The sequence below is a fragment of the Herbaspirillum robiniae genome, assembly GCF_002213415.1.
Taxonomy (GTDB): Bacteria; Pseudomonadota; Gammaproteobacteria; order Burkholderiales; family Burkholderiaceae_D; genus Herbaspirillum; species Herbaspirillum robiniae.
In genome coordinates, this window is record NZ_NJGU01000008.1 from 39,161 (window position 1) to 63,845 (window position 24,685).

General features: G+C 64.1%; 23 protein-coding genes and 1 tRNA gene. 12 read left to right on the plus strand and 12 right to left on the minus strand.

Features of this window, described 5'->3' with window-relative positions; translation table 11 throughout:
- Nucleotides 1-12: 12 nt before the first annotated feature.
- On the minus strand, nt 13-483 hold the full coding sequence (locus CEJ42_RS15465) for an SRPBCC family protein (protein ID WP_079217934.1): 471 nt from the start codon (nt 481-483) through the stop codon (nt 13-15).
- Between the two features lie 109 nt (nt 484-592).
- On the opposite strand from CEJ42_RS15465, the gene CEJ42_RS15470 reads away from it, so the two are divergent.
- The 7 genes from CEJ42_RS15470 to CEJ42_RS15500 all read left to right on the plus strand — a co-directional run bounded on the left by CEJ42_RS15470 (nt 593) and on the right by CEJ42_RS15500 (nt 8,369).
- Nucleotides 593-2,665: a UvrD-helicase domain-containing protein gene (locus tag CEJ42_RS15470; RefSeq protein WP_088751701.1), complete on the plus strand. Its 2,073-nt coding sequence runs from the start codon at nt 593-595 to the stop codon at nt 2,663-2,665.
- A 285-nt stretch (nt 2,666-2,950) separates the two neighbouring features.
- Complete coding sequence (locus tag CEJ42_RS15475; RefSeq protein WP_088751702.1) at nt 2,951-3,769, plus strand: basic amino acid ABC transporter substrate-binding protein; 819 nt, start codon at nt 2,951-2,953, stop codon at nt 3,767-3,769.
- Nucleotides 3,770-3,858: 89 nt separating this feature from the next.
- Nucleotides 3,859-4,602: an amino acid ABC transporter permease gene (locus tag CEJ42_RS15480; RefSeq protein ID WP_079217931.1), complete on the plus strand. Its 744-nt coding sequence runs from the start codon at nt 3,859-3,861 to the stop codon at nt 4,600-4,602.
- A 45-nt stretch (nt 4,603-4,647) separates the two neighbouring features.
- On the plus strand, nt 4,648-5,934 hold the full coding sequence (locus CEJ42_RS15485; protein ID WP_088751867.1) for a TIGR03862 family flavoprotein: 1,287 nt from the start codon (nt 4,648-4,650) through the stop codon (nt 5,932-5,934).
- Nucleotides 5,931-6,140 carry a SlyX family protein gene (locus CEJ42_RS15490; RefSeq protein WP_079217930.1) on the plus strand — a complete coding sequence of 70 codons (210 nt, stop codon included), beginning with the start codon at nt 5,931-5,933 and terminating at the stop codon, nt 6,138-6,140. The genes CEJ42_RS15485 and CEJ42_RS15490 overlap by 4 nt, the downstream gene beginning before the upstream one ends.
- A 38-nt stretch (nt 6,141-6,178) precedes the next feature.
- Nucleotides 6,179-7,333: a DNA polymerase IV gene (gene dinB, locus CEJ42_RS15495; protein WP_088751703.1), complete on the plus strand. Its 1,155-nt coding sequence runs from the start codon at nt 6,179-6,181 to the stop codon at nt 7,331-7,333.
- A 109-nt stretch (nt 7,334-7,442) separates the two neighbouring features.
- Entirely contained in the window at nt 7,443-8,369 is a 927-nt protein-coding gene (locus CEJ42_RS15500; RefSeq protein WP_079217928.1) for a recombination-associated protein RdgC, read from the plus strand.
- Nucleotides 8,370-8,487: 118 nt separating this feature from the next.
- On the opposite strand, the gene CEJ42_RS15505 is transcribed toward CEJ42_RS15500, so the two are convergent.
- On the minus strand, nt 8,488-9,363 hold the full coding sequence (locus tag CEJ42_RS15505) for an NYN domain-containing protein (RefSeq protein WP_079217927.1): 876 nt from the start codon (nt 9,361-9,363) through the stop codon (nt 8,488-8,490).
- Between the two features lie 208 nt (nt 9,364-9,571).
- A complete protein-coding gene (locus CEJ42_RS24635) occupies nt 9,572-9,931 on the minus strand; it encodes a hypothetical protein (RefSeq protein ID WP_129587746.1) in 360 nt (119 codons plus the stop codon).
- A 329-nt stretch (nt 9,932-10,260) separates the two neighbouring features.
- On the opposite strand from CEJ42_RS24635, the gene CEJ42_RS15515 reads away from it, so the two are divergent.
- Nucleotides 10,261-10,572: a hypothetical protein gene (locus tag CEJ42_RS15515; protein WP_129587747.1), complete on the plus strand. Its 312-nt coding sequence runs from the start codon at nt 10,261-10,263 to the stop codon at nt 10,570-10,572.
- Nucleotides 10,573-10,663: 91 nt separating this feature from the next.
- On the opposite strand, the gene CEJ42_RS15520 is transcribed toward CEJ42_RS15515, so the two are convergent.
- Nucleotides 10,664-11,323 (minus strand): TetR/AcrR family transcriptional regulator, encoded by a 660-nt coding sequence (locus tag CEJ42_RS15520; RefSeq protein WP_079217924.1) that lies wholly within the window; start codon nt 11,321-11,323, stop codon nt 10,664-10,666.
- A gap of 283 nt (nt 11,324-11,606) precedes the next feature.
- On the opposite strand from CEJ42_RS15520, the gene fusA reads away from it, so the two are divergent.
- The gene (fusA, locus tag CEJ42_RS15525; protein ID WP_079217923.1) at nt 11,607-13,712 is read left to right on the plus strand and encodes an elongation factor G; all 2,106 of its coding nucleotides are present in this window, start codon (nt 11,607-11,609) and stop codon (nt 13,710-13,712) included.
- A gap of 79 nt (nt 13,713-13,791) precedes the next feature.
- Here the strand turns inward: fusA and CEJ42_RS15530 are convergent, their stop codons facing one another.
- Nucleotides 13,792-14,604 (minus strand): class II aldolase/adducin family protein, encoded by an 813-nt coding sequence (locus tag CEJ42_RS15530; RefSeq protein WP_088751704.1) that lies wholly within the window; start codon nt 14,602-14,604, stop codon nt 13,792-13,794.
- 139 nt (nt 14,605-14,743) lie between these two features.
- On the opposite strand from CEJ42_RS15530, the gene CEJ42_RS15535 reads away from it, so the two are divergent.
- Nucleotides 14,744-15,634: a LysR substrate-binding domain-containing protein gene (locus CEJ42_RS15535; RefSeq protein ID WP_088751705.1), complete on the plus strand. Its 891-nt coding sequence runs from the start codon at nt 14,744-14,746 to the stop codon at nt 15,632-15,634.
- Between the two features lie 332 nt (nt 15,635-15,966).
- Here CEJ42_RS15535 and CEJ42_RS15540 read toward each other — a convergent pair.
- The 7 genes from CEJ42_RS15540 to rpmH form a co-directional block, all read right to left on the minus strand.
- Nucleotides 15,967-16,043 (minus strand) — tRNA-Asp (locus tag CEJ42_RS15540).
- A 123-nt stretch (nt 16,044-16,166) separates the two neighbouring features.
- Nucleotides 16,167-16,760 carry a nitroreductase family protein gene (locus tag CEJ42_RS15545; protein ID WP_088751706.1) on the minus strand — a complete coding sequence of 198 codons (594 nt, stop codon included), beginning with the start codon at nt 16,758-16,760 and terminating at the stop codon, nt 16,167-16,169.
- A 357-nt stretch (nt 16,761-17,117) separates the two neighbouring features.
- Complete coding sequence (gene mnmE / locus CEJ42_RS15550; protein ID WP_079217919.1) at nt 17,118-18,518, minus strand: tRNA uridine-5-carboxymethylaminomethyl(34) synthesis GTPase MnmE; 1,401 nt, start codon at nt 18,516-18,518, stop codon at nt 17,118-17,120.
- Nucleotides 18,519-18,695: 177 nt separating this feature from the next.
- On the minus strand, nt 18,696-20,396 hold the full coding sequence (yidC, locus tag CEJ42_RS15555; protein WP_079217918.1) for a membrane protein insertase YidC: 1,701 nt from the start codon (nt 20,394-20,396) through the stop codon (nt 18,696-18,698).
- Between the two features lie 16 nt (nt 20,397-20,412).
- Nucleotides 20,413-20,739 carry a membrane protein insertion efficiency factor YidD gene (yidD, locus tag CEJ42_RS15560; RefSeq protein WP_079217917.1) on the minus strand — a complete coding sequence of 109 codons (327 nt, stop codon included), beginning with the start codon at nt 20,737-20,739 and terminating at the stop codon, nt 20,413-20,415.
- Nucleotides 20,740-20,745: 6 nt separating this feature from the next.
- Nucleotides 20,746-21,150 carry a ribonuclease P protein component gene (gene rnpA / locus CEJ42_RS15565; RefSeq protein WP_079217916.1) on the minus strand — a complete coding sequence of 135 codons (405 nt, stop codon included), beginning with the start codon at nt 21,148-21,150 and terminating at the stop codon, nt 20,746-20,748.
- A 26-nt stretch (nt 21,151-21,176) separates the two neighbouring features.
- The gene (rpmH, locus tag CEJ42_RS15570) at nt 21,177-21,314 is read right to left on the minus strand and encodes a 50S ribosomal protein L34 (RefSeq protein ID WP_006461360.1); all 138 of its coding nucleotides are present in this window, start codon (nt 21,312-21,314) and stop codon (nt 21,177-21,179) included.
- A gap of 620 nt (nt 21,315-21,934) precedes the next feature.
- Between rpmH and CEJ42_RS24640 the strand changes: the two genes are divergently transcribed.
- The gene (locus CEJ42_RS24640) at nt 21,935-22,357 is read left to right on the plus strand and encodes a hypothetical protein (protein ID WP_129587748.1); all 423 of its coding nucleotides are present in this window, start codon (nt 21,935-21,937) and stop codon (nt 22,355-22,357) included.
- 387 nt (nt 22,358-22,744) lie between these two features.
- The gene (locus tag CEJ42_RS15575; RefSeq protein ID WP_079217915.1) at nt 22,745-24,667 is read left to right on the plus strand and encodes a PrkA family serine protein kinase; all 1,923 of its coding nucleotides are present in this window, start codon (nt 22,745-22,747) and stop codon (nt 24,665-24,667) included.
- Nucleotides 24,668-24,685: the final 18 nt, after the last annotated feature.

The window sequence follows — 24,685 nt, forward strand, 5'->3', positions numbered from 1 at the left end:
GAGCCAACCGACTCAGTGCAATTCGCCCCGCACCGTCAGCTCGCGGATGATGCGCACGGTGTCGATGTCGGCCTCCTGATAGGCCGAACGGCGGAATTCGTTGTAGAAGGCTTCTTCGCCGCCGACGGTGTCGGGCTGGCCGTCGTCGTACTCGAAGCGCACGAAGAGTATCCCCTCCTGCGGCTCCTCGATGGTCATGCTCATGCGTGAGGCCGGGATCTCGCCCTGGGCCGGCACCTCGTAGAGCACCTGGATCTGGGGCAGGTAGGTGACGCGGTCGTAGATCACCAGTTCGCCGTAGCGCAGCTCGCGGCGCACGCTGTCCAGGCTCTTGTCGGACAGGCGGGCGTCATCCAGATGCGGCATGAACAGCTTGGGCGCCTCGGCGCGCGTGACCAGGCCGCGCCACAACTGCTCGCGGGTCAGGGGGTCGATCAGCGGGTTCAGCGGATCGTTGATCTGGATGAGATGGTTGAATTTCATGGTTGTGCTCTTGCTGGTCTGCTTGGCTTGTCTGCGGCCATTGTCCCACATCGGGCGCGATCATCGGGACTGATACAATGGTCCGTTTTTTCCTCCCTCCCCGATACGCATGTCCGCCCCCTCCTTCGGTCTGAACAAGCCGCAAAGCGAAGCCGTCCATTACATGGCCGGCCCGTGCCTTGTGCTGGCCGGCGCCGGCTCGGGCAAGACCCGCGTGATCACGCAGAAGATCGCCCACCTGATCGAGAACTGCGGCTACGAATCGAGGAACATCGCGGCGCTGACCTTCACCAACAAGGCGGCGCTGGAAATGCAGGAGCGCATCGCCAAGCTGCTGAAGGATCCGAAGCAGGCCAAGCACCTCACAGTGTCGACCTTCCACTCGCTGGGGGTGAAGATACTGCGCCAGGAGTCCAAGCATCTGGGGTTGAAGGACCGCTTTTCAATCATGGACAGCGACGATTGTTTTTCCCTGGTGCAAGAACTGGCGGTCACCACCGACAAGGCCATCATCCGCGGCATCCAGAACTCCATCTCGCTGTGGAAGAACGGCCTGGTCGATCCCGAGGTCGCCTTGAAGAGCGCCCAGACCGAGGACGAGGCGCAGGCGGCGCGCATCTTCCGCAGCTACGTCGCCACGCTCAAGGCCTACCAGGCGGTGGACTTCGACGACCTGATCCGGTTGCCGGTGGAGCTCTTCCAGAGCAACGAGGAAGTGCGCGACCGCTGGCAGCGCAAGCTGCGCTACCTGCTGATCGACGAATACCAGGACACCAACACCTGCCAGTACGAACTGGTGAAGCTGCTGGTGACCGGCGTGGGCAAGAAACCCATGTTCACCGCCGTGGGCGACGACGACCAGGCCATCTACGCCTGGCGCGGCGCCACCATCGAGAACCTGAAGCTCCTGGGCGTGGACTTCCCCAACCTGCACCTGATCAAGCTGGAGCAGAACTACCGCTCCAGCACGCGCATCCTGCAGGCGGCCAACGCGGTCATCTCCAACAACCCCAAGCTGTTCGACAAGACCTTGTGGTCCGAGCACGGCCTGGGCGACCCGATCTCGGTGATGGCGATGGACGACGAGGAGTCCGAGGCCGACCAGATCGCCATCTCGCTCTCCGCCCACCGCTTCGAGCGGCGCGCCAAGTTCGCCGACTACGCCATCCTGTACCGCGGCAACCACCAGGCGCGCATCCTCGAGAAGGCGCTGCGCCGCGAACGCATCCCCTACGTGATGTCGGGCGGGCAGAGCTACTTCGACCGCGCCGAGATCAAGGACATCATCGCCTACCTGCGCCTGATCGCGAACCAGGACGACGACCCCGCCTTCATCCGCGCCGTCACCACGCCGCGCCGCGGCGTCGGCCAGGCCACGCTGGAAGTGCTGGGCACCCTGGCCGGGCAGTGGCAGTGCTCGCTGTTCGAGGCGGTCTACAAGGGCGGCCTGGAAGACAAGCTGACCGACCGCCAGCTGCTGCCGCTGCGCAAGTTCTGCGACTTCATCAACGCGCTGGAGTCGCGCGCCACCCGCCCTGGCCCGTCGGGCAGCGGCGAGAACGCGGGGAAGGTGCTGGACGACATGATGGAAGCCATCAACTACGAGTTCTACCTCTACGACAGCTTCGAGGAGCGCGCCGCGCAGGCGCGCTGGCAGAACGTGGTGGACTTCACCAACTGGCTGAAGGAACGCGCCTGCGGCGGTCGCGAGCGCGACGGTGAAGAAAAGAACCTGCTCGAGATCACCCAGATGGTGGCGCTGATGAGCATGCTCGAAGGCCGCGACGAAGAACAGGACGCGGTGCGCATGTCGACCTTGCATGCCTCCAAGGGCCTGGAGTTTCCGCATGTGTTCCTGGTGGGCGTGGAAGAAGGCATCCTGCCGCACAAGGGCGACCCGGACACGCCGCCGGAAGCCGCCGCCGCACGCGTGGAAGAGGAGCGCCGCCTGATGTACGTCGGCATTACCCGCGCGCAGCGCTCGCTGCACCTGTCGTGGTGCAAGCGCCGCAAGCGCGCCAAGGAAGTGATCGAATGCCAGATCTCGCGCTTCGTGAAGGAAATGCGGCTCGACGAAGGCACGGCGATCCCGCTGGAAGAAGAGAAGATCACGCCGCAGGCGCGCCTGGCCAACCTCAAGGCCTTGCTGGCCAAACCCAAGCCGACGCCGGATCCGGCCTGAGGCGGCGACGCAGGTCGCGCTGCGCCCGGAGCCGGGCACAAAGATTTCCGCTTTCGCAACTTTGCCCGCACTTTTATCCGGTAAAAGGTCGCAATCGCGGTGAAAACGTGGTTTTGCCGGAATTTATTTACGGATTTCGTCCGCGAGTGCCCGCCTGCGGGGCCGGTCGGTTTACAATCTCGCCTGCAAAAAAATCCCGTTGTTTCAGTGAAGAAACATTGCCGTGACCGTTCCGGCCCTATCGGCGGCGATTCATTCAATATTCAAACCTAGGAAATCCTGAAGATGATCAAGATGTTCTCCCGCTACGCCCGCGCGCTGGCGCTGACCGCCGGCTTCGTCGGCATGCTGGGCCTGGCCGCCTGCGGCAAGCAGGAAGAGAAAGCCGCCGAAGCGCCTGCCGCACCGCAAGCTGCTGCGCCCGCTCGCGTGTACCTGGTGGGCGTGGAATCGGCCTACGCGCCGTTCTCCTCGGAAAACGAACAGAAGACCGTGGTCGGCTTCGACATCGACGTGATGAAGGTGCTGGCCAAGAAGATCGGCATCGAAGTGAAGTTCGTGCCGACGCCGTTCGAGAGCATCTTCAATTCCCTGGCCCAGGGCGACCTGGACCTGCTGATCTCGGCCATCACCATCACCGACGAACGCAAGAAGTCGGTCAGCTTCTCCGATCCTTACTTCGTGGCCACCCAGGCCATCGCCGTGCCCGCCAATGACACCAAGGTCACCAAGATGGACGACCTGAAGACCCTGGCCGTGGGCACCCAGAGCGGCACCTCCGGCGACGAGCTGGTGCAGCAGGTGCTGGGCAAGAACAGCGCCAAGATCAAGCGCTTCGAGTCCACCCCGCTGGCCCTGAAGGAACTGGAAAGCGGCGGCGTCGATGCGGTCGTGGCCGACGAGCCGGTGGTGAAGAACTACATCGCCAACAACCCCAACAGCAAGCTGCGCACCGTCAACGACCCGACCTTCCCCAAGGAAGACTACGGCATCGCCGTGCGTCGCGACGATCCGGAACTGCTGGCCAAGGTCAACAAGGCCCTGGCCGAGATGAAGGCCGACGGCAGCTTCGCGGCCATCAGCGCGCAGTATTTCGGCAAGTAAGCCAGGCATGACCCGGCGACGGCGGCTGCGGGCCGCCGTCGCGTTTTTCTGAAGCGCAATTTCGTTCCAACCCACCAATCGAGTCCGACATGGATTTCCGCTGGAGCATCATCCAAGGCTATGCGCCGCTGTTCGCCAAGGGCATCCTGATGACGCTGCAGGTGTCGCTGATCAGCATCGTGATCGGCTGCCTGATCGGCCTCATGGTGGGCATGCTGCGCCTGTCGGACGTGCGCCACGGCGGCTGGAAATGGCCGCTGAAGGCCGGCCGCTGGATCGCCGGCTTCTACGTCGCCTTCTTCCGCGGCACGCCGCTGTTCGTGCAGATCATGCTGGTCCACTTCGCGGTGATGCCGGCGCTGGTGCACCAGGAGCACGGCCTGATCATTTCGGGCGAGCTGGCGCGCACGATCAAGCAGGACTACGGCGCCTTCCTGTCGGGCACGGTGGCGCTCTCGCTCAATGCCGGCGCCTATATCTCCGAGATCTTCCGCGCCGGCATCCAGTCGATCGAGCGCGGCCAGTCCTATGCCGCCGCCAGCCTGGGCATGAACTACGGCCTGACCATGCGCTACGTGGTGTTGCCGCAGGCTTTCCGCCGCATGCTGCCGCCGCTGGGCAACGAAGCCATCACGCTGTTGAAGGACTCCTCGCTGGTCTCGGCCATCGGCCTGGCCGAGCTGGCCTATGCCGCGCGCACCGTGGCCGGCACCTACGCCCGCTACTGGGAACCGTACATCACCATTTCCGCGATCTACTTCGCCATGACCATCTGCCTGGCGCTGGTGGTGGCCCGTCTCGAAAACAAATACAGCGCGCCGCATCGCCGCTGATAGTGCAACCCGGCGCGCCGACGTATCATGGCGCGCATGACCTCCATGCAGAACCTCCCCTCCCTTACGCCCGGCCTGCGCGTGGCCGTGATCGGCGCCGGCCCGGCCGGCCTGATGGCCGCTGAAGTGCTGGCGCAGCACGGCGCGGCCGTCGACGTCTACGACGCCATGCCCTCGGCCGGCCGCAAGTTCCTGCTGGCCGGGCGCGGCGGCATGAACATCACCCATTCCGAGCCGCAGCCGGACTTCCTGCCGCGCTACGGCAACCGGCGCGAACAGCTGGCGCCCTTCGTGCGCCGCTTCGACGCCGAGCGCCTGCGCGACTGGATCCACGCACTGGGCATCGACACCTTCATCGGCACCTCGGGCCGCGTGTTCCCGCGCGAGATGAAGGCCGCGCCGCTGCTGCGCGCCTGGCTGCACCGGCTGCGCGAATCCGGCGTGCGCTTCCACATGCGGCACCGCTGGCTGGGCTGGAACCAGGACGGCACGCTGCAACTGTCCTCGCCTGAAGGCGACGTCAGCGCGCCGGCCGACGCCGTGGTGCTGGCCCTGGGCGGCGCCAGCTGGCCGCGCCTGGGTTCGGACGGCGCCTGGACCCGCATCCTGCAGGACAAGCAGGTCGGCGTGGCGCCGCTGCGGCCGGCCAACTGCGGCTTCGACCTGGCCTGGAGCGAACATTTCCGCGAGCGCTTTGCCGGCGAACCGGTCAAGCCGGTGGTGGCCAGCGTGGCCCTGCCAAGCGGCGGCATGCACAACCGCCGCGGCGAGTTCGTCGTCACCGCCGACGGTATCGAAGGCAGCCTGGTGTACGCCCTGTCGGCCGGCCTGCGCGAGGCGATCGCCGCCGACGGCAGCGCGCGCCTGTACCTCGACCTGCTGCCCGACTGGACGCTGGAGAAAGTGCAAAGCGAACTGACCCATCCGCGCGGCGCGCGTTCCATGTCCAGCCACCTGCAAAGCCGGCTGCACCTCAAAGGCGTGAAGGCCGGCCTGCTGCGCGAGATCGTCAGCAAGGAGGATTTCGCCGATGCCGGCAAACTGGCGCGCGCCATCAAGGCGCTGCCGCTGACGCTGTTGCGGGCCCGCCCGATCGCCGAAGCCATCAGCAGCGCCGGCGGCGTCAGCTTCGAGGCGCTGGACGATGCGCTGATGCTGCGCGCGCTGCCCGGCGTGTTCTGCGCCGGCGAGATGCTGGACTGGGAGGCGCCCACCGGCGGCTATCTGCTGACCGCGTGCTTCGCCACCGGGCGCGCCGCGGGTGCGGGTGTATTACACTGGCTGTCCGCCGGCAACCGGCAAGGCAAGCAGCAAGAGGAGCAGCACAAGTGAGCAGCGAAGACCGCATCATCGACATCGAAATGAAGCTGGCGCACCAGGAACACCTGGTCGACGAGCTCAACCAGACCGTATATCGCCAGCAAAAGAAGATCGACGAGCTGGAAATGCTGCTGGGCGCGCTGGCCAAGCGTTTCAAGGAACTGGCCGACACCAGCCAGGACCGCGCCGCCGCCAACGAGAAGCCGCCCCACTACTGATCCGCGGGCGGCGTCCTGCCGCCCGCTGCATTCCCATCATGCAATCCGATCGCCGCCGCATCGCCCACATCGACATGGATGCCTTCTATGCCTCGGTGGAGCTGCTGCGCTACCCCGAGCTGCGCGGGCAGCCGGTGGTCATCGGCGGCGGCTCGGCGACCAGGCCGGTCGAGCTGCCCGACGGCACGCGCCAGTACTTCCGCATGCGCGACTACGCCGGGCGCGGCGTGGTCACCACCTCTACCTACGAGGCGCGCGCGCTGGGCGTGTTTTCCGCCATGGGCATCATGAAGGCGGCGCAGCTGGCGCCGGACGCCATCCTGCTGCCGACCGACTTCGAGGCCTACCGCAAGTATTCGCGCATGTTCAAGGAGGCGGTGGCCGGCATCGCGCCGCAGATCGAAGACCGCGGCATCGACGAAATCTACGTCGACCTCTCGGCCTGGCACGACGACGTCGAGGACGTCGCCCGCCGCATCAAGGAGGCCGTGCATGCGGCGACGTCGCTGACCTGCTCCATCGGCGTGGCGCCCAACAAGATGCTGGCCAAGATCTCGTCCGAACTGGACAAGCCCAACGGCCTCACCATCCTCACCCGTGACGACATCGAGCGCCGCATCTGGCCGCTGGCCGTGCGCAAGATCAACGGCATCGGCCCCAAGGCGGCGGAGAAGCTTGCCGCGCTGGGCATCGAGACCGTCGCCGACCTGGCGCAGGCGCAGCCCGAGCTGCTGCGCGCGCATTTCGGGCGCAGCTATTCGGAGTGGCTGGGGCGCGTGGCCCAGGGCATCGACGAGCGACCGGTGCAGACTTACTCCGAACCCAAGTCGATCAGCCGCGAGACCACCTTCGAGCGCGACCTGCACGCGCGCGCCGACCGCGCCCGGCTGTCGGAAATCTTCACTGCGCTGTGCGTGCGCCTGGCCGACGACCTCAAGCGCAAGGGCTATGTCGGCCGCACCATCGGCATCAAGCTGAAGTACGCGGACTTTCGCGGCGTCACGCGCGACGTCACGCTGCCGGAGCCGACCGGCGACGCCGCCGTGATCCGGCAGGCCGCCGGCGAGTGCCTCAAGCGCGTGCCGCTGGACAAGAAACTGCGCCTGCTGGGCGTACGCGTGGGCACCCTCACCCACAAGGACGAGCTGGCCACAGCCCCCGTCGCGGCCCAGGCCGAACTTCCGTTTTCCTGATCCGGCGGGGTCGTCAGCGGCGCCGGGTTTTAATCATGCAACGTGGACAATCCGACATCGCTTTGGCCGGGACCGGGGGTGTAAAATGGCTGCTTTTGCCCGGATCCATATGTGGTTTAAGAATCTCCAGATTTATCGCCTGCCCGCGCCGTGGGCGGTCAACGCCGACGAGCTCGAAAGCCAGCTCGCGCCCCAGGCCTTCACCGCCTGCTCCAGCATCGAAATGCAGAGCCAGGGCTGGGTCTCGCCCCGCAACAACGGCAGGCTGGTGCACGAAGTGAACCGCCAGCTGCTGCTGCAACTGTCCACCGAAAAGAAGCTGCTGCCCTCGACCGTGGTCAACCAGGTCACCAAGGCGCGCGCCGCCGAGCTGGAAGAGCAGCAAGGCTTCCCGCCGGGCCGCAAGCAGACCAAGGAACTGAAGGAACAGGTCACCGACGAACTGCTGCCGCGCGCCTTCTCGGTGCTGCGCAGCACCTTCGTGTGGATCGATCCGGTCAACGGCTGGCTGCTGGTCGATGCCGGCAGCCCGTCCAAGGCCGAGGAAGTGCTCAAGCTGCTGTTCAAGGCGATTCCCAAGTTCCCGCTGGAGACGCTGCGCACCGTCATGTCGCCGGGTGCGGCCATGACCGACTGGCTGGCCAGCGACGAAGCCCCCTATGGTTTCACCGTGGACCAGGACACCGAGCTGCGCTCCACCGCCGAGAGCAAGGCCACCGTGCGCTATGTGCGCCACACGCTGGAGGCGGAAGACGTACGCCGCCACATCGAGTCCGGCAAGCAGTGCACGCGCCTGGCGCTGACGTGGGCCGACAAGGTCTCCTTCGTGCTGACCGAGAACCTGTCGGTGAAGCGCATCGCCCCGCTGGACGTGTTGAAGGAAGACGTCGACATCAGCGGCAAGGATGAGAACGAGCGCCTGGACGGCGACTTCCTGCTGATGACCGGCGAACTGGCCAAGCTGCTGGCTTCGCTGGTGGAAGCACTGGGCGGACAGCTGAAGGAAAACGACGGCGCCATGGCCAAGGCCGCCTGAGCCGTCTTTCGCACCACAGCGGCGCGGCCTCCGGGTCGCGCCGCGCATCACCCGGCCGGGCGCGGCGACTTTGCGCTGCGGCCTGCCCTCCCCTTTCCCCTATTTACCCGTCTGCGGACTACAGCCCGGGCTTGGCCGCGCGATCCTTGTTGCGCTTGTCCGCCACGTAGCTGTGGCCATTGCCGGCCTTGACGATCTCGAACAGGCCGGTGGCGGCGAACAGCGCCGGGAAATTCTTCACGCCGTAATTGCGCGGATCGATCGGCGCCTGCCGCTTGGCGGCGCTGCCGGCGGCCGACATCGAGGCCCATCCGTCTTCCTGGGCTGCGGCCTCGACTGCGCCGCGCAGCAGCGTGACCAGGGTGGCGTCCTGCGCCAGCGACTTGCCCGCGGGCTTGCCGCCGTTCTTCTCGGCGCTGCGCTCCACGGTCTTTTCCACATTCTTGTCCGCGCCCTTCTCGGCCGCCTTGGCGCGGGTCGCGCGCGACCGGGTCTTGGGCGCGGCGGGCTCGGCGGCGAGCGGCGCGTGGCCGGCGTCGCTCAGGCTGTCGAGGTAGAGGAAGGTAGTGCAGGCATTGACGAACGGCGCCGGCGTCTTGCGCTCGCCGAAGCCGTAGACGTCGTGGCCGTTGGCCTTGAGCTGCATGACCAGCGGCGTGAAGTCGGCATCGCTCGAAGCCAGGCAGAAAGCGTCCGGCTTTTGCGTGTAGAGCAGCTCCATGGCGTCGATCACCAGCGCGATGTCGGTGGCGTTCTTGCCGCTGGAATAGCTGAACTGCTGGATCGGGCGCACGGCGAACTCATGCAGCTTGTCCTTCCAGCCCTTCAGGCTGTTGCTGCCCCAGTCGCCATAGGCGCGGCGGATATTGGCCGTGCCGTACTTGGACAGCTCCGCCAGCATTGCCGCGATCTTGGTGTGCGAAACATTGTCGGCGTCGATCAGCAGGGCGATCCTGCGATCCGAGCCTGCGCGTGTGCTGCTGTCATTGTCCATTGATACGCCTCATTCATGATGGTCGGACATCGCCGCCGCTGCGGCGATGTGCAATCGCGTATCGTACGGCAAGGCGCGCGCCGCTGCCACCGCAGCCGGCTCCGGTTCGCGCCTTCCGCTTGCAGCGCAGCGCTCTTGGCCGCGCGCCGGCGGCCTCTTGCTGCCTCAGGCGTCGTTCTCTTGCTCTCTGTTGCTCTCCCTTGCGCGCTTATGCGGCGCCCTTTTCATCGGGCAGGATGCGGCGGTAGCTGTTCTTGCGCCGCGGCCACAGCACCTTCTTCTCGCGGAAGATCGCGGTCTTTTCCTGTTCGGATATCGCCGCCTCTTCGGCGGAGGACTCCGCACAGGGCAGGTCGCCGCGCGCGTTCAGATGGGTCGCGATCGCGAGTTCGATTTCCGCGTCGGTGAAATGCTTGCCTGATTTGAATGACATCTTTTTCTCCGGGGAGTGATGCTCCATCCGTGTCGACGCATCGCGGCAGGCGCGCGCCATGTTCGCCGCGCGCGAGTACGCGCGGCCACGCGAGGCTGCTGCGGACATCTGGAAAACCGACAGGGAACCGCTCAAGGGCGACGCCGGAAATCGGGGAAGGAGCCGTGGTCGGGTAAGGCTGCGCGAATCGATGGAATGAATGGGAAGCGTCGATTCGCCGGAGGGACACATGCTTGTTGCCGCTGCAACAGTACTCCGATTCGCGCCGCGAAAGAGGCGACATGCGAAGAACATGCGCTTATATTTTCCTATGCAAGCGGCGCCGCCGATAGCGATTCGATGCAAAGTTGCGCTCGCGCAATGCAATCGGACTCCCGCCCGCATTTATTTGACGGCGAATGCGGCAATCCCGCCGGCGGGGTATACCATGGGCGCCATTCAGGTTCATTCCTTCAGGAGGCGTCATGAATTCCGCACAGTATTTCGATGTTCCCAGCTTGAATCGTCAATTGGCCCAGGAGTTCGGGCATCGCCAGGCGCACCACGGCCTCAATACCCGCGTCCCCAGCCACGCCGAAGTGCAGACCCTGGGCTCGGATGAGATCTCGGCCGTGCTCGATCGCTGGATTTCCCACAGCGCCACCGAGATCATTCCCAGCCGCGCCCAGATCATCAAGGTCAAGGAAGTGCTCAGCGCCCGTGCCGACGCCCAGGCCATGTCGGTGCCGATCGGCATCTGCGACAAGCGCATCGGGGACAACGATTTGCCTTGGTAAGCGCCGGGCGTCGCATCAGCAAAGACAAAGGCCGCGCAACGCGGCCTTTCTTGTTTGAAGCCGCGCTTGCGGCCAGGCAAGAATCCCGGAATCAGGCTGCCCTGGCGGCGCCCTTGCGCTTGCCGGCCACCACCAGCGCGTGTTCCAGCGGCAACATCGCGTGTTCCAGCGTCGCCGCCAGCCGCGCGGCCGACACGCCGTCGCGCGCGCCCAGCGCCAGGCCGTTCAGGAAACTGGTATAGAAGTCGCCCAGTGCGGTCACGTCCGCATCGGCCCGGATCTCGCCCTCGCGCTGGGCCTGCAGCAGGCGCGCGCGTATCTCGTTGCGGCGCTTGTGACGGCGCTGCGAAAGGGCGTCGCTGTGCTCGGCATTCTCGGGAGCGCAGTTGATCGCCGAGATCACCACCATGCATCCCTTCCCTGCCGGCAGGCCGGGCACGCCGTGCTTGCCGCTGTACATCCGCACGCTGGCGCGCAGCATCGCGCACAGGTCTTCGCGGATTCCGCGGCCGGCCTGCAGCTCGCGCAGCGGCTCGGCGCTGACGGTGCGCGAATAGACATCCACGGCTTCGCGAAACAGGGCGTTCTTGTCGCCGAAGGCCGCGTACAGGCTGGGCGCCTTCACGCCGATGGCCTCGGTCAGGTCGGCCATGGTTGTGCCTTCGTAACCCTTGCTCCAGAAAACCTGCATGGCCAGCTGCAGCGCCTGTTCGCGGTCGAAGCTGCGCGGGCGGCCGCGTGTTCGTATCATCGGTGTCCTTTGCGGGTTGCCCCTTTTGTTGCCCGGATTACCCTTAGGGGTAATGGATTTGTCAGGCAGTGTAGTTTATTTTAATCTGCATTACAAAAATAATGCCGCTTGCTCTTGAAGAAACCCCGCGGCATTCCTATTATCTAATCCTCGTTACATAAATGTGGCGAAAACGGCAAAGCGCAAGGCCGGACCAACTCCCGGAATTGCCGTACCGACAACCATAACCGTTCAATCCTCGCTCCACTCAGAGCACCAACGGCACCCATCGAAAGGATATGCCATGAGCCGCAAGACCCGAATAGAAAACTACCGCAACATCGGTATCAGCGCCCACATCGACGCAGGCAAGACCACGACCACCGAGCGCATTCTTTTTTATACCGGCGTCAACCACAAGATCGGCGAAGTGCATAACGGTGCGGCCACCATGGATTGGATGGAGCAGGAGCAGGAACGCGGCATCACCATCACCTCGGCCGCCACCACCGCCTTCTGGAAGGGCATGGCCGGCAATTATGCGGAGCATCGCATCAATATCATCGATACCCCGGGCCACGTCGACTTCACCATCGAAGTCGAGCGCTCGATGCGCGTGCTGGACGGCGCGGTGATGGTGTACGACTCGGTGGGCGGCGTGCAGCCGCAGTCCGAGACCGTCTGGCGCCAGGCCAACAAGTACAAGGTGCCGCGCATCGCCTTCGTCAACAAGATGGACCGCATCGGCGCGGACTTCTTCCGCGTGCAGCGCCAGATCGAAGAGCGCCTGAAGGGCAATGCGGTGCCGATCCAGATTCCGGTGGGTGCCGAAGACCACTTCTCGGGCGTGATCGACCTGGTCAAGATGAAAGCCATCATCTGGGACGAGGCCAGCCAGGGCGTGCTGTTCAAGTACGAAGACATTCCGGCCGAGCTGGAGGACAGCGCGCGCCAGTGGCGCGACAAGATGGTCGAACAGGCCGCCGAGGCGAATGAAGAGCTGCTGGAGAAATATCTCTCCGGCAATCCGCTCTCCGAGGACGACATCAAGCGCGGCCTGCGCCTGCGCACGGTGGCCGGCGAAATCGTGCCGATGCTGGCCGGCAGCGCGTTCAAGAACAAGGGCGTGCAGGCCATGCTGGACGCGGTGATCGACTACCTGCCCTCGCCCGTCGACGTGCCGGCCATCGCCGGCCATGCCGAGGACGATTCGGAGATCGAACGCCATCCGTCGGATGAGGAGCCGTTCTCGGCGCTGGCCTTCAAGATCATGACCGATCCGTTCGTGGGTCAGTTGACCTTCTTCCGGGTGTATTCGGGCATCGTCAATTCCGGCGACACGGTCTACAACCCGCTCAAGGGCAAGAAGGAACGCTTGGGCCGCATCCTGCAGATGCACGCCAACGAGCGCAAGGAGATCAAGGAAGTGTTCGCCGGCGACATCGCTGCCGCCGTGGGCCTGAAGGACGTGACCACCGGCGACACGCTGTCGGATCCGGAGCACCCGATCATCCTGGAACGCATGATCTTCCCGGAGCCGGTGATCTCGCAGGCGGTCGAGCCCAAGACCAAGGCCGACCAGGAGAAGATGGGTATCGCCCTGAACCGCCTGGCGCAGGAGGATCCGTCCTTCCGCGTGCATACCGACGAGGAATCGGGCCAGACCATCATGTCCGGCATGGGCGAGCTGCACCTGGAAATCCTGGTGGACCGCATGAAGCGCGAGTTCAACGTCGAAGCCACCGTCGGCAAGCCGCAGGTGGCCTACCGCGAAGCGATCCGCAAGGGCGTGGAAGACGTCGAGGGCAAGTTCGTCAAGCAGTCCGGCGGACGCGGCCAGTACGGCCACGTGGTGATCAAGCTGGAGCCGCAGCCGGCCGGCAAGGGCTATGAGTTCGTCGATGCCATCAAGGGTGGCGTGGTGCCGCGCGAATTCATCCCGGCGGTCGACAAGGGCATCCAGGAATCGCTGAAGGCCGGCGTGCTGGCGGGTTACCCGGTGGTGGACGTGAAGGCGACGCTGACCTTCGGCTCCTACCACGACGTCGACTCCAACGAGAACGCCTTCCGCATGGCCGGCTCGATGGCCTTCAAGGAAGCGATGAAGCGCGCCGGCCCCATGCTGCTGGAGCCGATGATGCAAGTCGAGGTGGAAACGCCGGAAGACTTCATGGGCAACGTGATGGGCGACCTGTCGTCGCGCCGCGGCATGGTACAGGGCATGGAAGACATGGTCGGCGGCGGCAAGCTGGTGCGCGCCGAGGTGCCGCTGTCGGAGATGTTCGGCTACTCGACCACGCTGCGTTCGCTGTCGCAGGGCCGCGCGACCTACTCGATGGAGTTCAAGCACTACGCCGAGGCGCCGCGCCAGGTGGTGGAGCAGTTGAGCGGCGGCAAGGCCAAGGGCTGAGCTTCATCCACGGTCTTTCGCCGATGAAAAAGCCGATGCGTCGCAGGACGCATCGGCTTTTTTCTTGCCCGGCCGGCCCTCAGGTGAACATGTCGGGCTGGGTCGCCACCAGGTGCTCGTAGATGGGCTGGAAGTGCAGCCAGCCGATGTAGTCGCTGCCGACATGCTCGCGGCTGTAGCGCGCCTTGTCCGGCGGCACCAGCCGGGGCGTCTGGCCGGATGCGGCGATCAGCAGCTGCTGCTTGCAGCAGCGCTCCAGCGCGATGAACCAGAACGCCGCCGACTCGATCCCGTGGCGGCTGGCGGTCAGCAGCCCGTGGTTCTGGTGGATCGCCGCCTTCACCCCGGCGAACGCGTTGGCTACCCGATGGCCGCCCTTCACTTCCACCGCGACCTTGCCGGCCTCGTCGCCGATGACCACATGGTCTTCATAGAACGCCGCCGCATCCTGGCTGATGGGCAAGAGCGGCTGGCCCAGCGCGGCGAAGGCGGTGCCGTATTCGGTGTGGGCATGGCACATCGAGACGATATCGGGATGCGCCTCGTGCACCGCCGCGTGCAGCACGAAACCGGCGCGGTTGACCGCGTAGTCGCCCTCCACCACGCGCCCCTCATGATCGACCAGGATCAGGTTCGACAAGCGCACCTGGGCGAAATGCACGCACATCGGATTGGTCCAGTACAAATGCGGGCGCTCCGGATCGCGCACCGTCAGGTGCCCGGCAAAACCGTAGTCGAAGCCCTGCTGGGCAAAGGCGCGGCAGGCCGCGACCAGGCGCTTCTTCAGGTGCAGGCGCTGCTCCTCCGGGTTCTTGAAATCGGGCATCTCGGGAAAGCGCAGTCCCAGCTGCTCGGGCTGGTAGACGGAAGTGCGTTTGACGCTGTCCAGCATGGGGTCTCCTCAGGTGTTCTGGTTGGAACGCCCATGGTGGCAGCGCAGGCGCGCGTTGACAAAAGACCTGTTTTCACCGATTGTTGAATCAGGCTCAACCATCTTTCATGAACCCGATTTCTCGATTGCCCGAGTGCCGATGCGCAAACTGCCTTCCTTCTTTTCCCTGCGCGCCTTCGAGGCCGCTGCCCGCCTGGGCAGTTTCACGCGCGCGGCCGAAGAGTTGCACCTGACCACCTCGGCCATCAGCCACCAGGTGCGCGCGCTGGAAGAATGGTGCGGCAAGGATCTGTTCATCCGCCAGACGCGGCGCGTGAGCCTGACCATGGAAGGCCAGCTGCTGCAGGATAAATTGTCCACCGCCTTCGACGCCATCGAAGACGCCTGCGCGGCGCTGCGCCCGGGTGACGCGCGCAGCGTGCTGGCGGTGCATTGCGCGCCCAGCTTCGCCGGCAAATGGCTCAGCCCGCGCCTGGGCCGCTTCATGCAGGCGCATCCCGACATCACGCTGCAGATGTCGACCAGCGCCGAACCGGTGGACCTGCAGCGCGATAGCGCGGTCGGCATCGACATCACCTATGGCATGCCGCCGCAACGCGACGGCGTGGTCGTGGAAGCGCTGGGCATCGAGGCGACGGTGCCGCTGTGCTCGCCCGAACTGCTGCGCCGGCATGCGGTGCGCGAGCCCAAGGACCTGCTGGGACTGACGCTGATCGAATCCAAGCTCAATCCGGTGCGCTGGAAGGACTGGTTCGACCTGCACGGAATCCGCCTGCCCGCCCGCGCCCATTCCTCATTTGACCGCGGCTCGCTGGCGGTGGCCGCGGCAGTGGACGGCCTGGGCGTGGCGCTGGAGACGGCGCGCTTCGCGGAAGCGGAACTGGCGCGCGGGGCGCTGGTGGTGGTCGGCGGCGAGGCGTTCAGGACGATAGAGCGGGAGATGCATTTTCTCTGCTACCGGAAGGGCGATGCGGGGATGCGCGGGGTGAAGGCGTTCAGGGAATGGATCAGTGCCGTCACTGAGGCCTGAGGCGGGTCGTTGCAGAAAAAGGGCGCGGCGGTGTCGACGCCATGCAGAGCGAGGATCACTCGCAGGCGATTCTTTTCCAGCGCAAGCGAATCTCCCCGTTGAATATTTTTTACCGCGCAAAAAGAAAAACGCCCGCTCAACTTTCGTTGAACGGGCGTTTTATTTGGCGGAGCGGACGGGGCTCTCCTACACCAGCGCAGGCCGCGGAATCGCTTGCAAGCGATTCCCTTCTCGCCCCGCCGGGAGCCGCGCAGGCGGCTCCCTCCACTCCGCATTTTTGCTTCGCAAAAAGAAAAACGCCCGCTCAACTTTCGTTGAACGGGCGTTTTATTTGGCGGAGCGGACGGGGCTCGAACCCGCGACCCCCGGCGTGACAGGCCGGTATTCTAACCAACTGAACTACCACTCCTAAATCGTCTTCAGCGGAACTGCTCTTGCTGAAAGACCGCTATTCTATAAGAGCCTTTTTTAAAAAGCCAGTACTTTGTAGCGGTTTTGCGAAAATATTTACGGCTTGCTGTCGTCGCCGCGATCAGGCCTTGAACTTGCCTTCGAACGCCAGCTTGGACAGCGGCTCGCGCGGGCTCGGCAGCTCGCGCGCCTGCAGGCCTTCCGGCAGGATGGACTTGTCGCCCAGCTTGCCGATGGCGACCATGGCCTCTACCGAGAACTCGGCCGGCACGTTCAGTTCGGTGCGCGCCTTTTCACGGTCGAAGCCGGCCATGCCGTGCGCGTGCCAGCCGGAGATGCTGGCTTGCAGCGCCATGTAGCCCCAGGCCGAACCGGTGTCGAAGGAATGCGTCGGCGCCGGCACGGCTTCGGTGGCGCCGGGCGGGACCATCACGGTACGCGAGAGCACCACCACCAGCACGGAAGCCTTCTCGGCCCAGCTGCGGTTGAATTCGTTCAACAGGCCCAGCAGGCTTTGCCACGCCGGCGTGCCGCGGCGCGCGTAGACGAAGCGCCAGGGTTGCGCATTGTAGGCCGACGGCGCCCAGCGTGCGGCTTCCAGGAAGGTCAGCACGGTTTCTTCCGAAATGTCTGCGCCGGTGTAGGCGCGCGGCGACCAGCGGTTGATGAAGTGCGGATCGATGGGATAGTCGGCTGCGCGCGGATTGGAAGACATGCTTGCTCCTGTGGATGAGGTCGAGAGAAAGCGGCATCTTAGCAGCGCGACATTTTTCTTGCAGACGGCGGCGCGTCTTGCCCTGCGAAGAACGCGGACATCCGGCGACACTGCGCCTGCGCGAACACCGCGGACGTAAAAAAGCCCGCGCACCTTGCGGCGGCGGGCTAAATCCAATTCTCAGGGGTGATGAATTGGAGGGGGAGGACCTTCAGAATAACCACGCCCTCTTCCCGCCTCCATCGTTTTTACACGCTGTAACATCCCCCGCGAGGTTTTATCAACTGGTCAAGCCTTTAAGGCGAGATGCTAACTTTTTGTTACGTCCTTCAGCCTCATGTCAGCGATGCGGACATTTCACTTGCCAATACAGAAGCGCGAGAAGATCACCCCCAGCAGGTCGTCCGGCGTGAACCTGCCGGTGATGCTGGACAGACGCTCCTGCGCCAGGCGCAGTTCCTCGGCGAACAGGTCCAGCGCATGCTCGCCGGCCTCGTTGTCGAGGGCGGCGTGGGCGGCGGCGTGCTCCAGGTGTTCGCCGGCCGACTTCAGCGCCAGCAGGTGACGCTCGCGCGCGAGATAGCGCGACTCCACCGTCTGCTGCCAGCCGGCGATGCGCAGCAGTTCGCCGCGCAGCAGGTCGATGCCCTGGTCTTCGGCGGCCGAGACGTAGATGTGGGTGGCGTCCGGCATCTGGTCTACCGCCGGCTTGTGGCCGGAACGGTCGATCTTGTTCCAGATGCGGATGATGGGCACGCCTTCGGGGAAGCGCGCGGTGATCTTCTCGTCTTCCAACGTCGGGCCACGGTCGGCGTCGAGCATGTGCAGGATGACGTCGGCCTTGGCCACTTCGGCCCAGGTGCGTTCGATGCCGATGCGCTCGACTTCGTCGGGACCGCTGCCGTCCTCGCCCGCCTCGCGGATGCCGGCGGTGTCGATGATGTTCAGCGGCATGCCTTCGATCTGGATGGTCTGCGTGACCTTGTCGCGCGTGGTGCCGGCAATCGGCGTGACGATGGCCACGTCCGACCCGGCCAGCACGTTCAGCAGCGAGGACTTGCCGACGTTGGGCTTGCCGGCCAGCACCGCGTTCAGGCCGTCGCGCAGCAGCGCGCCCTGGGCGGCATGCTTGAAGACGTCTTCCAGCGTGGCGCGGATTTTGGAGAGCTGGCCGCGGGCGTCGGACTGCTTGAGGAAATCGATCTCCTCTTCGGGAAAGTCCAGCGTGGCCTCGACCAGCATGCGCAGGCTGGTGACCTGCTCGACCAGTTCATGGATCACCTTGGAGAAGGCGCCCGAGAGCGACTCGGAGGCCGACTTGGCGGCCGCCTCGGTGGTCGCCTCGATCAGGTCGGCGACGGCCTCGGCCTGGGCCAGGTCGATCTTGTCGTTCAGGAAGGCGCGCTGGGTGAATTCGCCCGGCTCGGCCAGGCGCAGGCCGATCTCGGCGCCGGCTTCGACGCAGCGCGCCAGCAGCATCTGCATCACCACCGGGCCGCCGTGGCCCTGCAGCTCCAGCACGTCTTCGCCGGTGTAGGAATGCGGCGCGGGGAAATGGATCGCCAGCCCCTGGTCGATGGCGCTGCCGTCGGCGCGGCGGAACGGCAGGTAGGTGGCGTGGCGCGGCTGCAGGCTGTCGCGGCCGCACAGGGCCGCAATCACCGGCGCCAGGTTCTTGCCGGAAATGCGGACGACGCCGATGCCGCCGCGTCCGGGCGCGGTGGCGATGGCGGCAATGGGGGAAGAGTCGAAAGTCATCGTGCTTCTGTCTTGTTGTGGTCTCAGGTCTTGCCGGCCCGGCGCATGCGCCCTCCCCGGCAAGACTCAATGTTAAGGCCTGTGAAGAATTTGCAGCCGAAAAAAAACCCGTGATTTCCACGGGTTCTCTTCGTTGCCGGCCCCGGGGCGCGGAGCCGGCGCAACATGTGGAGCGTATTACTTGGTCTTGCCGCTCTCGATGTTCTTGGTGATCACCCATTGCTGCGCGATCGACAGGATGTTGTTGGTCACCCAGTACAGCACCAGGCCGGACGGGAAGAAGAAGAACATGAACGAGAACACCAGCGGCATGAACATCATGACCTTGGCCTGGACCGGATCCGGCGGGGTCGGGTTCAGCTTGGTCTGCAGGAACATCGATGCCGCCATGATGATCGGCAGCAGGCCGATCGGCATGTTGAAGTACGGGATGGTGCCAAACAGCGTATCCGGTGCGGTCAGGTCATGGATCCAGCCCAGCCACGGCGCGCCGCGCATTTCCACCGACGCCAGCAGCGCCGAGTACAGGGCGATGAACACCGGGATCTGGATCGCGATGGGCAGGCAGCCGCCCAGCGGATTGATCTTCTCGGTCTTGTACATCGCCATCATTTCGCGGTTCATGGCCTGCGGATCGCCCTTGTGGCGTTCGCGGATGGCCTGCATGCGCGGTGCGACCGCCTTCATCTTGGCCATGCTGCGATACGACGCGGCCGACAGCGGGAAGAAGACCAGCTTGATCAGCACGGTCAGCAGGATGATGGTCCAGCCCCAGTTGCCGACGACGGCATGGATGTGGGTCATCAGCCAGAAGATCGGCTTGGCGATGATGGCAAGGTGGCCGTAGTCACGCACCAGGTCCAGGCCGGGGGCGATGGCTTCCAGGGTCTTGTTGACGGTCGGGCCGGAATACAGCTGCGCGTCCGAGGTCAGGCTGGCATTGGGCGCGATGGTGCCCAGCGGCAGCTTGACGCCGACGCGGTAGAGGTTGGGCGAGACCTGTTCAGCATAGATGTCGCGCTGGGCCTGCTGCGGCGGGATGATGGCCGACACGAAATAGTGCTGCACCATCGCGATCCAGCCGTTGTCGGCCTTCTTCACGTGCTCTTGCTTGCCGGTGGCGATCTTCTCGAAGTCCAGCTTCTCGAACTTCTCGGCCTCGGTGTAGACCGCCGGGCCGGTGAAGGTGCTGTAGAAGTGCGACTCGCCGCCCGGCTTGTTGCCGTCGCGCACCAGCTGCAGGTACAGGGTCGGATTGATCGCCGCGGCCGTGGTGTTGGTCACGGTATGCTTGACGTCGATCAGGTAGCTGCCGCGCTTGAAGGTGAAGGTCTTGGTCAGCTTCACGCCATCCTGTTCGGCATTGAACACCAGCTGCACGGTGTCGCCATTGCTCAGCGTGCGCGGACCGGATTCGGCGGCAAACAGGGTCTTGTGGTTGGGGAAGGCGCCACCGATCAGGCCGCTTTCGGCCAGGTAGGTGTGGCCGGCAGCGGAGTCGAACAGCACCAGGTTCTTGGTCGGATCCACCACGTCGCGCTGGTTCAGCAGCTCCAGGCGCTTGAGTTCGCCGCCGACGGTGTCGAAGTCGGCCTTGACCACGTCGGTGGTGATGGTGATGGTTTCACCCTTGGCTGCGGCGGCGCCGGCAGCCGGCACAGCGGCGGCGGACGCCGGGGCGGCCGTGCCGGCCTGCGGCACCGGCGAGCCGGTCGGGCTGGCGGCGGGGGCTGCCGGGTTGGCGGCGGCCTGCTCCTGAGTCTGGTTGGCCGACGGGAAGAACATCGACTGGTGTCCGTTATGGCGCATCCAGCTGTCCCACAGCAGCAGCAGGGAGAAGGAGAATACAACCCACAGGACGGTACGTTTGATATCCATATGCGTATTGATTGGTTCAGGAGTGGCTGCAACCGTCAGCGGCCACAGTGGGAGAAACTCGCGCAGCAGAACGCTGCGGCGGAGAATTCGGGGAAACGGCGGATGCCTCGGATTGCGCCGATGCCTCCGGAGAACCGGGCACCGGATCGAGACCGCCGGGATGCCAGGGGTGACACTTGCACAAACGCTTGCCTGCCAGGAGACTGCCCTTGAACGCGCCATGGATCCGCACGGCTTCGGCGGCATAGTCGGAACAGCTGGGATAGAAACGACAATTCTGCCCGAGGAACGGGCTTACTCCCAGCTTGTAGGCGCGTAACAGCAGGAGCAAAGGCGTTTTCATCACTTCCTATTTCCTGGCAAACGCTGGCGCGTTCGTCAAAAAGGCGAACAGTTGCGCCAGTTCGGCCCGCAATGCCGCCTTCAGGGCGGAATTGGTGGCTGGGTCGCGCTTGGCGTTGACCGGGCGCGACAGGCGCACGATGCAGTCGACGTCGGGCAGCGAAGCCTGGCGAAACAGCTCGCGCGTGGCGCGCTTGATCGTATTGCGGGTCACCGCGCGCGGCGCGAACCGCTTGGCTGCAACCACCCCGAGGCGCGCCTGCGGCAGGCTGTTGCGACGCGCGTACAACACGAAATGCTCCGTGCGATGGACAGGGCGCAAACGAAAAACGGATGAAAATTCATCCGTTTTAACGATTCGCCGATCGCGGGGGAAGTCGCCTGATTGAAGCGGTGAACGAACGTCCGTCACGCGAAACGGCAGCGCAATGCCCCGGCTTAAACTGCAGCCAGACGCTTGCGGCCCTTGGCGCGGCGAGCGTTGATCACGGCACGGCCGCCACGGGTTGCCATACGGGCACGGAAACCATGGGTACGCTTGCGACGCACGACGGAGGGTTGGTAAGTACGTTTCATGTTGGACTCGCTTAGTTGGGCTGCTTATTCAGCAAACATCAAAATTAAATCGGAATTCTGGAACCGCTTTCAATGTGCCTCGGGTTCCCACCCTGCATCACCGATACCCCTGCTGCCAGTTATCCCGGGCAGCCCCTGCATCGCTGACACCATTTGTTGGCCCCGCTTTGTCTTCTTGTCTTTATACGTGTGTATTCCGACCGGTCAAAAGCTGAAACAGCACTGCGACGGCACCGTGCGCAATTCTTCAGATGGTGAACCCTGAATTAGACTGCATTTTCTACTTACCTGTCAATGACTTATGCGCTTTCCGGGCGAGCCGGCGACGCTTGCGACGCACTTTCGCGCAAGAACGTGGCGGATTTGCCAAGCGCGACCGTGGCGCGCGGCGACAAAGTTTCCCGGATGACATCGTCCGGGCTTGCCGTTGTGCGGCAGCTGCTGCAACACCGGCGCACAGAAAAGATTCCTCCAGGCAATCAACGACCCGGTGCACGACGATGCCGGCGTTCGCTGCCGGACGCTGCGGCGCCTGCCGATATGTTCTAAAGAATTTCCGCCGTCCCCGCCGTCCTCGCCTGCCCCGCACTGCGATCAAAACGCGGCGCGCGCATATGCACATGCGCAAATCGCGCGCACCCGGCTTCCTGGGTCCCGCGATGAGGCTGATCAGCAACACTCAGTGCGGCAGGAAGCTGCCGTTACAAAAAAATATCCGCGCGCCGCCATCGTCGCCTGCGCATGCATATGCAGCCGGCGCCACCTCATCGCTGACGACGCAAGAAGGCAAATCGCCGGCAGCGCGCGGCAAGATTTTCCCTATCTGGCACGATTCCAGCTATAACGGAAAGGCGGCCGGCGACGCGGGCCGCGCGGGGGATCAGGCGATGCGGCGCGGGGAGCACAGGAGAGCGCCGAGGAGCGCCGCAACAGGCCGCAGGAGGTTGCGGGCGGGAGTTGAAAACTCCATTGTCCGGTCGCTTGTCCATGTTCGCCATCAGGGTTTTCACCATGGCGTGATGCGCAAAAATAGCGCACTGTGAAGTCAACCGCGGCGTCAGGCCGCACATTGAAAGAGCATGGGGAAGACGCATCTTCACGCAATCCGGCAAACGACCGACGCGCTGCCTGGCGCAGGCGATCTGCCCATTCCTGCAAGAAGGGATGCAAAACGCTGGCTGTTTGCCGCTACGCGAAAATAAATCCGACCTATGCTGAAACAAAGAAGGTGCGATTCGATCAGTAGCAGGAAGAGAAAAGGAATAGAATAAAAACGAGTTTTATCGCATCGCGCTGTTGATGCTACGGCTTTCAAAGAACACTTCGGCAATGGCCTTTTTCCAGAGTCACCGACGCGTTCTTTGATAACCGCAGATGGCAAGTCCAAACAACTAAATTCTGTTTCGTATTTTCGTTGCGACGGAGGTGGTATGGATATCTACAGCAGCTTTGCAAGCCGGTTCGACAAGACCAGAGAAGAAGAATTTTCGCTTGAAGAGTATCTGAATCTTTGCAAGAACGATCCGGCGGTCTATGCATCTGCTGCCGAACGGATGCTGATGGCCATCGGTGAACCCGAGAAGGTGGACACCCGGGAAGACCCGCGCATGTCACGCATCTTTGCCAACAAGGTCATCAAGGTCTATCCGGCCTTCAAAGAGTTCTACGGCGCCGAGGAAGTCATCGAGCAGGTGGTCGCCTACTTCCGCCATGCCGCGCAAGGCCTGGAAGAAAAGAAGCAGATCCTGTATCTGCTGGGTCCGGTCGGCGGCGGCAAGTCTTCCATCGCGGAGCGCCTGAAGCAGCTGATGGAACAGGTGCCCTTCTATTCCATCAAGGGTTCGCCGGTCAACGAATCGCCGCTGGGGCTGTTCGACTACGACGAAGACGGCGGCATCCTGGAAGAACAGTACGGCATCCCGCGCCGCTATCTCAAACCCATCCTGAGCCCCTGGGCCGTCAAGCGCCTGCACGAGTACAACGGCGACATCCGCCAGTTCCGCGTGGTCAAGCGCTATCCGTCCATCCTGCGCCAGATCGCGATCTCCAAGACCGAACCGGGCGACGAGAACAACCAGGACATCTCCACCCTGGTGGGCAAGGTCGACATCCGCAAGCTGGAACAATATTCGCAGGACGACGCCGACGCCTACAGCTACTCGGGCGGCCTGTGCCTGTCCAACCAGGGCCTGCTGGAATTCGTCGAGATGTTCAAGGCGCCCATCAAGGTGCTGCACCCGCTGCTGACGGCCACCCAGGAAGGCAACTTCAAGGGCACCGAGGGCTTCGGCGCGATCCCCTTCGACGGCGTCATCCTGGCCCACTCCAACGAGTCGGAGTGGAAGGCCTTCCGCAACAACAAGAACAACGAGGCGCTGCTGGACCGTATCTTCATCGTGAAGGTGCCATACTGCCTGCGCGTGTCCGAAGAGATCAAGATCTACGAGAAACTGATCCGCAGCTCCTCGCTGTCCAAGGCCACCTGCGCGCCGGGCACGCTGAAGATGATGGCGCAGTTCTCGGTGCTGACGCGCCTGAAGGAACCGGAAAATTCCAGCCTGTTCTCCAAGATGCAGGTCTATGACGGCGAGAACCTGAAAGACACCGATCCCAAGGCCAAGTCCTACCAGGAGTACCGCGACTACGCCGGCGTGGACGAAGGCATGAACGGCATCTCGACGCGCTTCGCGTTCAAGATCCTGTCGCGCGTGTTCAACTTCGACACCACCGAAGTGGCGGCCAACCCGGTGCACCTGATGTATGTGCTGGAGCAGCAGATCGAGCGCGAGCAGTTCCCGCAGGAGACGGAGCAGAAATACCTGTCCTTCGTGAAGGACACGCTGGCCTCGCGCTACGCCGAGTTCATCGGCAAGGAAATCCAGACCGCCTATCTGGAGTCGTATTCGGAATATGGCCAGAACGTGTTCGACCGTTACGTCACCTACGCCGACTTCTGGATCCAGGACCAGGAATACCGCGACCACGACACCGGCGAGAGCTTCGACCGGGCCTCGCTGAACGCGGAGCTGGAAAAGATCGAGAAGCCGGCCGGCATCAGCAACCCCAAGGACTTCCGCAACGAGATCGTCAACTTCGTGCTGCGCGCGCGGGTCAACAACGGCGGCAAGAACCCGCTGTGGACCAGCTACGAGAAGCTGCGCGTGGTGATCGAGAAGAAGATGTTCTCCAACACCGAAGACCTGCTGCCGGTGATCTCCTTCAACGCCAAGGGATCGACGGAGGAAATGCAGAAGCACGAGGACTTCGTCAACCGCATGGTCAGCAAGGGCTACACGCCCAAGCAGGTGCGCCTGCTGTGCGAATGGTACCTGCGCGTGCGCAAGTCCTCCTAAGCGCCGCGCACGCGCGCC

Excerpts from the sequence above, each read along its gene's own strand:
- CEJ42_RS15465 (WP_079217934.1), bottom strand. The coding sequence starts at position 483 with ATGAAATTCAACCATCTCATCCAGATCAACGATCCGCTGAACCCGCTG.
- CEJ42_RS15470 (WP_088751701.1), top strand. The coding sequence starts at position 593 with ATGTCCGCCCCCTCCTTCGGTCTGAACAAGCCGCAAAGCGAAGCCGTC.
- CEJ42_RS15475 (WP_088751702.1), top strand. The coding sequence starts at position 2,951 with ATGATCAAGATGTTCTCCCGCTACGCCCGCGCGCTGGCGCTGACCGCC.
- CEJ42_RS15480 (WP_079217931.1), top strand. The coding sequence starts at position 3,859 with ATGGATTTCCGCTGGAGCATCATCCAAGGCTATGCGCCGCTGTTCGCC.
- CEJ42_RS15485 (WP_088751867.1), top strand. The coding sequence starts at position 4,648 with ATGCAGAACCTCCCCTCCCTTACGCCCGGCCTGCGCGTGGCCGTGATC.
- dinB (WP_088751703.1), top strand. The coding sequence starts at position 6,179 with ATGCAATCCGATCGCCGCCGCATCGCCCACATCGACATGGATGCCTTC.
- CEJ42_RS15500 (WP_079217928.1), top strand. The coding sequence starts at position 7,443 with ATGTGGTTTAAGAATCTCCAGATTTATCGCCTGCCCGCGCCGTGGGCG.
- CEJ42_RS15505 (WP_079217927.1), bottom strand. The coding sequence starts at position 9,363 with ATGGACAATGACAGCAGCACACGCGCAGGCTCGGATCGCAGGATCGCC.
- CEJ42_RS15515 (WP_129587747.1), top strand. The coding sequence starts at position 10,261 with ATGAATTCCGCACAGTATTTCGATGTTCCCAGCTTGAATCGTCAATTG.
- CEJ42_RS15520 (WP_079217924.1), bottom strand. The coding sequence starts at position 11,323 with ATGATACGAACACGCGGCCGCCCGCGCAGCTTCGACCGCGAACAGGCG.
- fusA (WP_079217923.1), top strand. The coding sequence starts at position 11,607 with ATGAGCCGCAAGACCCGAATAGAAAACTACCGCAACATCGGTATCAGC.
- CEJ42_RS15530 (WP_088751704.1), bottom strand. The coding sequence starts at position 14,604 with ATGCTGGACAGCGTCAAACGCACTTCCGTCTACCAGCCCGAGCAGCTG.
- CEJ42_RS15535 (WP_088751705.1), top strand. The coding sequence starts at position 14,744 with ATGCGCAAACTGCCTTCCTTCTTTTCCCTGCGCGCCTTCGAGGCCGCT.
- CEJ42_RS15545 (WP_088751706.1), bottom strand. The coding sequence starts at position 16,760 with ATGTCTTCCAATCCGCGCGCAGCCGACTATCCCATCGATCCGCACTTC.
- mnmE (WP_079217919.1), bottom strand. The coding sequence starts at position 18,518 with ATGACTTTCGACTCTTCCCCCATTGCCGCCATCGCCACCGCGCCCGGA.
- yidC (WP_079217918.1), bottom strand. The coding sequence starts at position 20,396 with ATGGATATCAAACGTACCGTCCTGTGGGTTGTATTCTCCTTCTCCCTG.
- yidD (WP_079217917.1), bottom strand. The coding sequence starts at position 20,739 with ATGAAAACGCCTTTGCTCCTGCTGTTACGCGCCTACAAGCTGGGAGTA.
- rpmH (WP_006461360.1), bottom strand. The coding sequence starts at position 21,314 with ATGAAACGTACTTACCAACCCTCCGTCGTGCGTCGCAAGCGTACCCAT.
- CEJ42_RS24640 (WP_129587748.1), top strand. The coding sequence starts at position 21,935 with ATGCGCAAATCGCGCGCACCCGGCTTCCTGGGTCCCGCGATGAGGCTG.
- CEJ42_RS15575 (WP_079217915.1), top strand. The coding sequence starts at position 22,745 with ATGGATATCTACAGCAGCTTTGCAAGCCGGTTCGACAAGACCAGAGAA.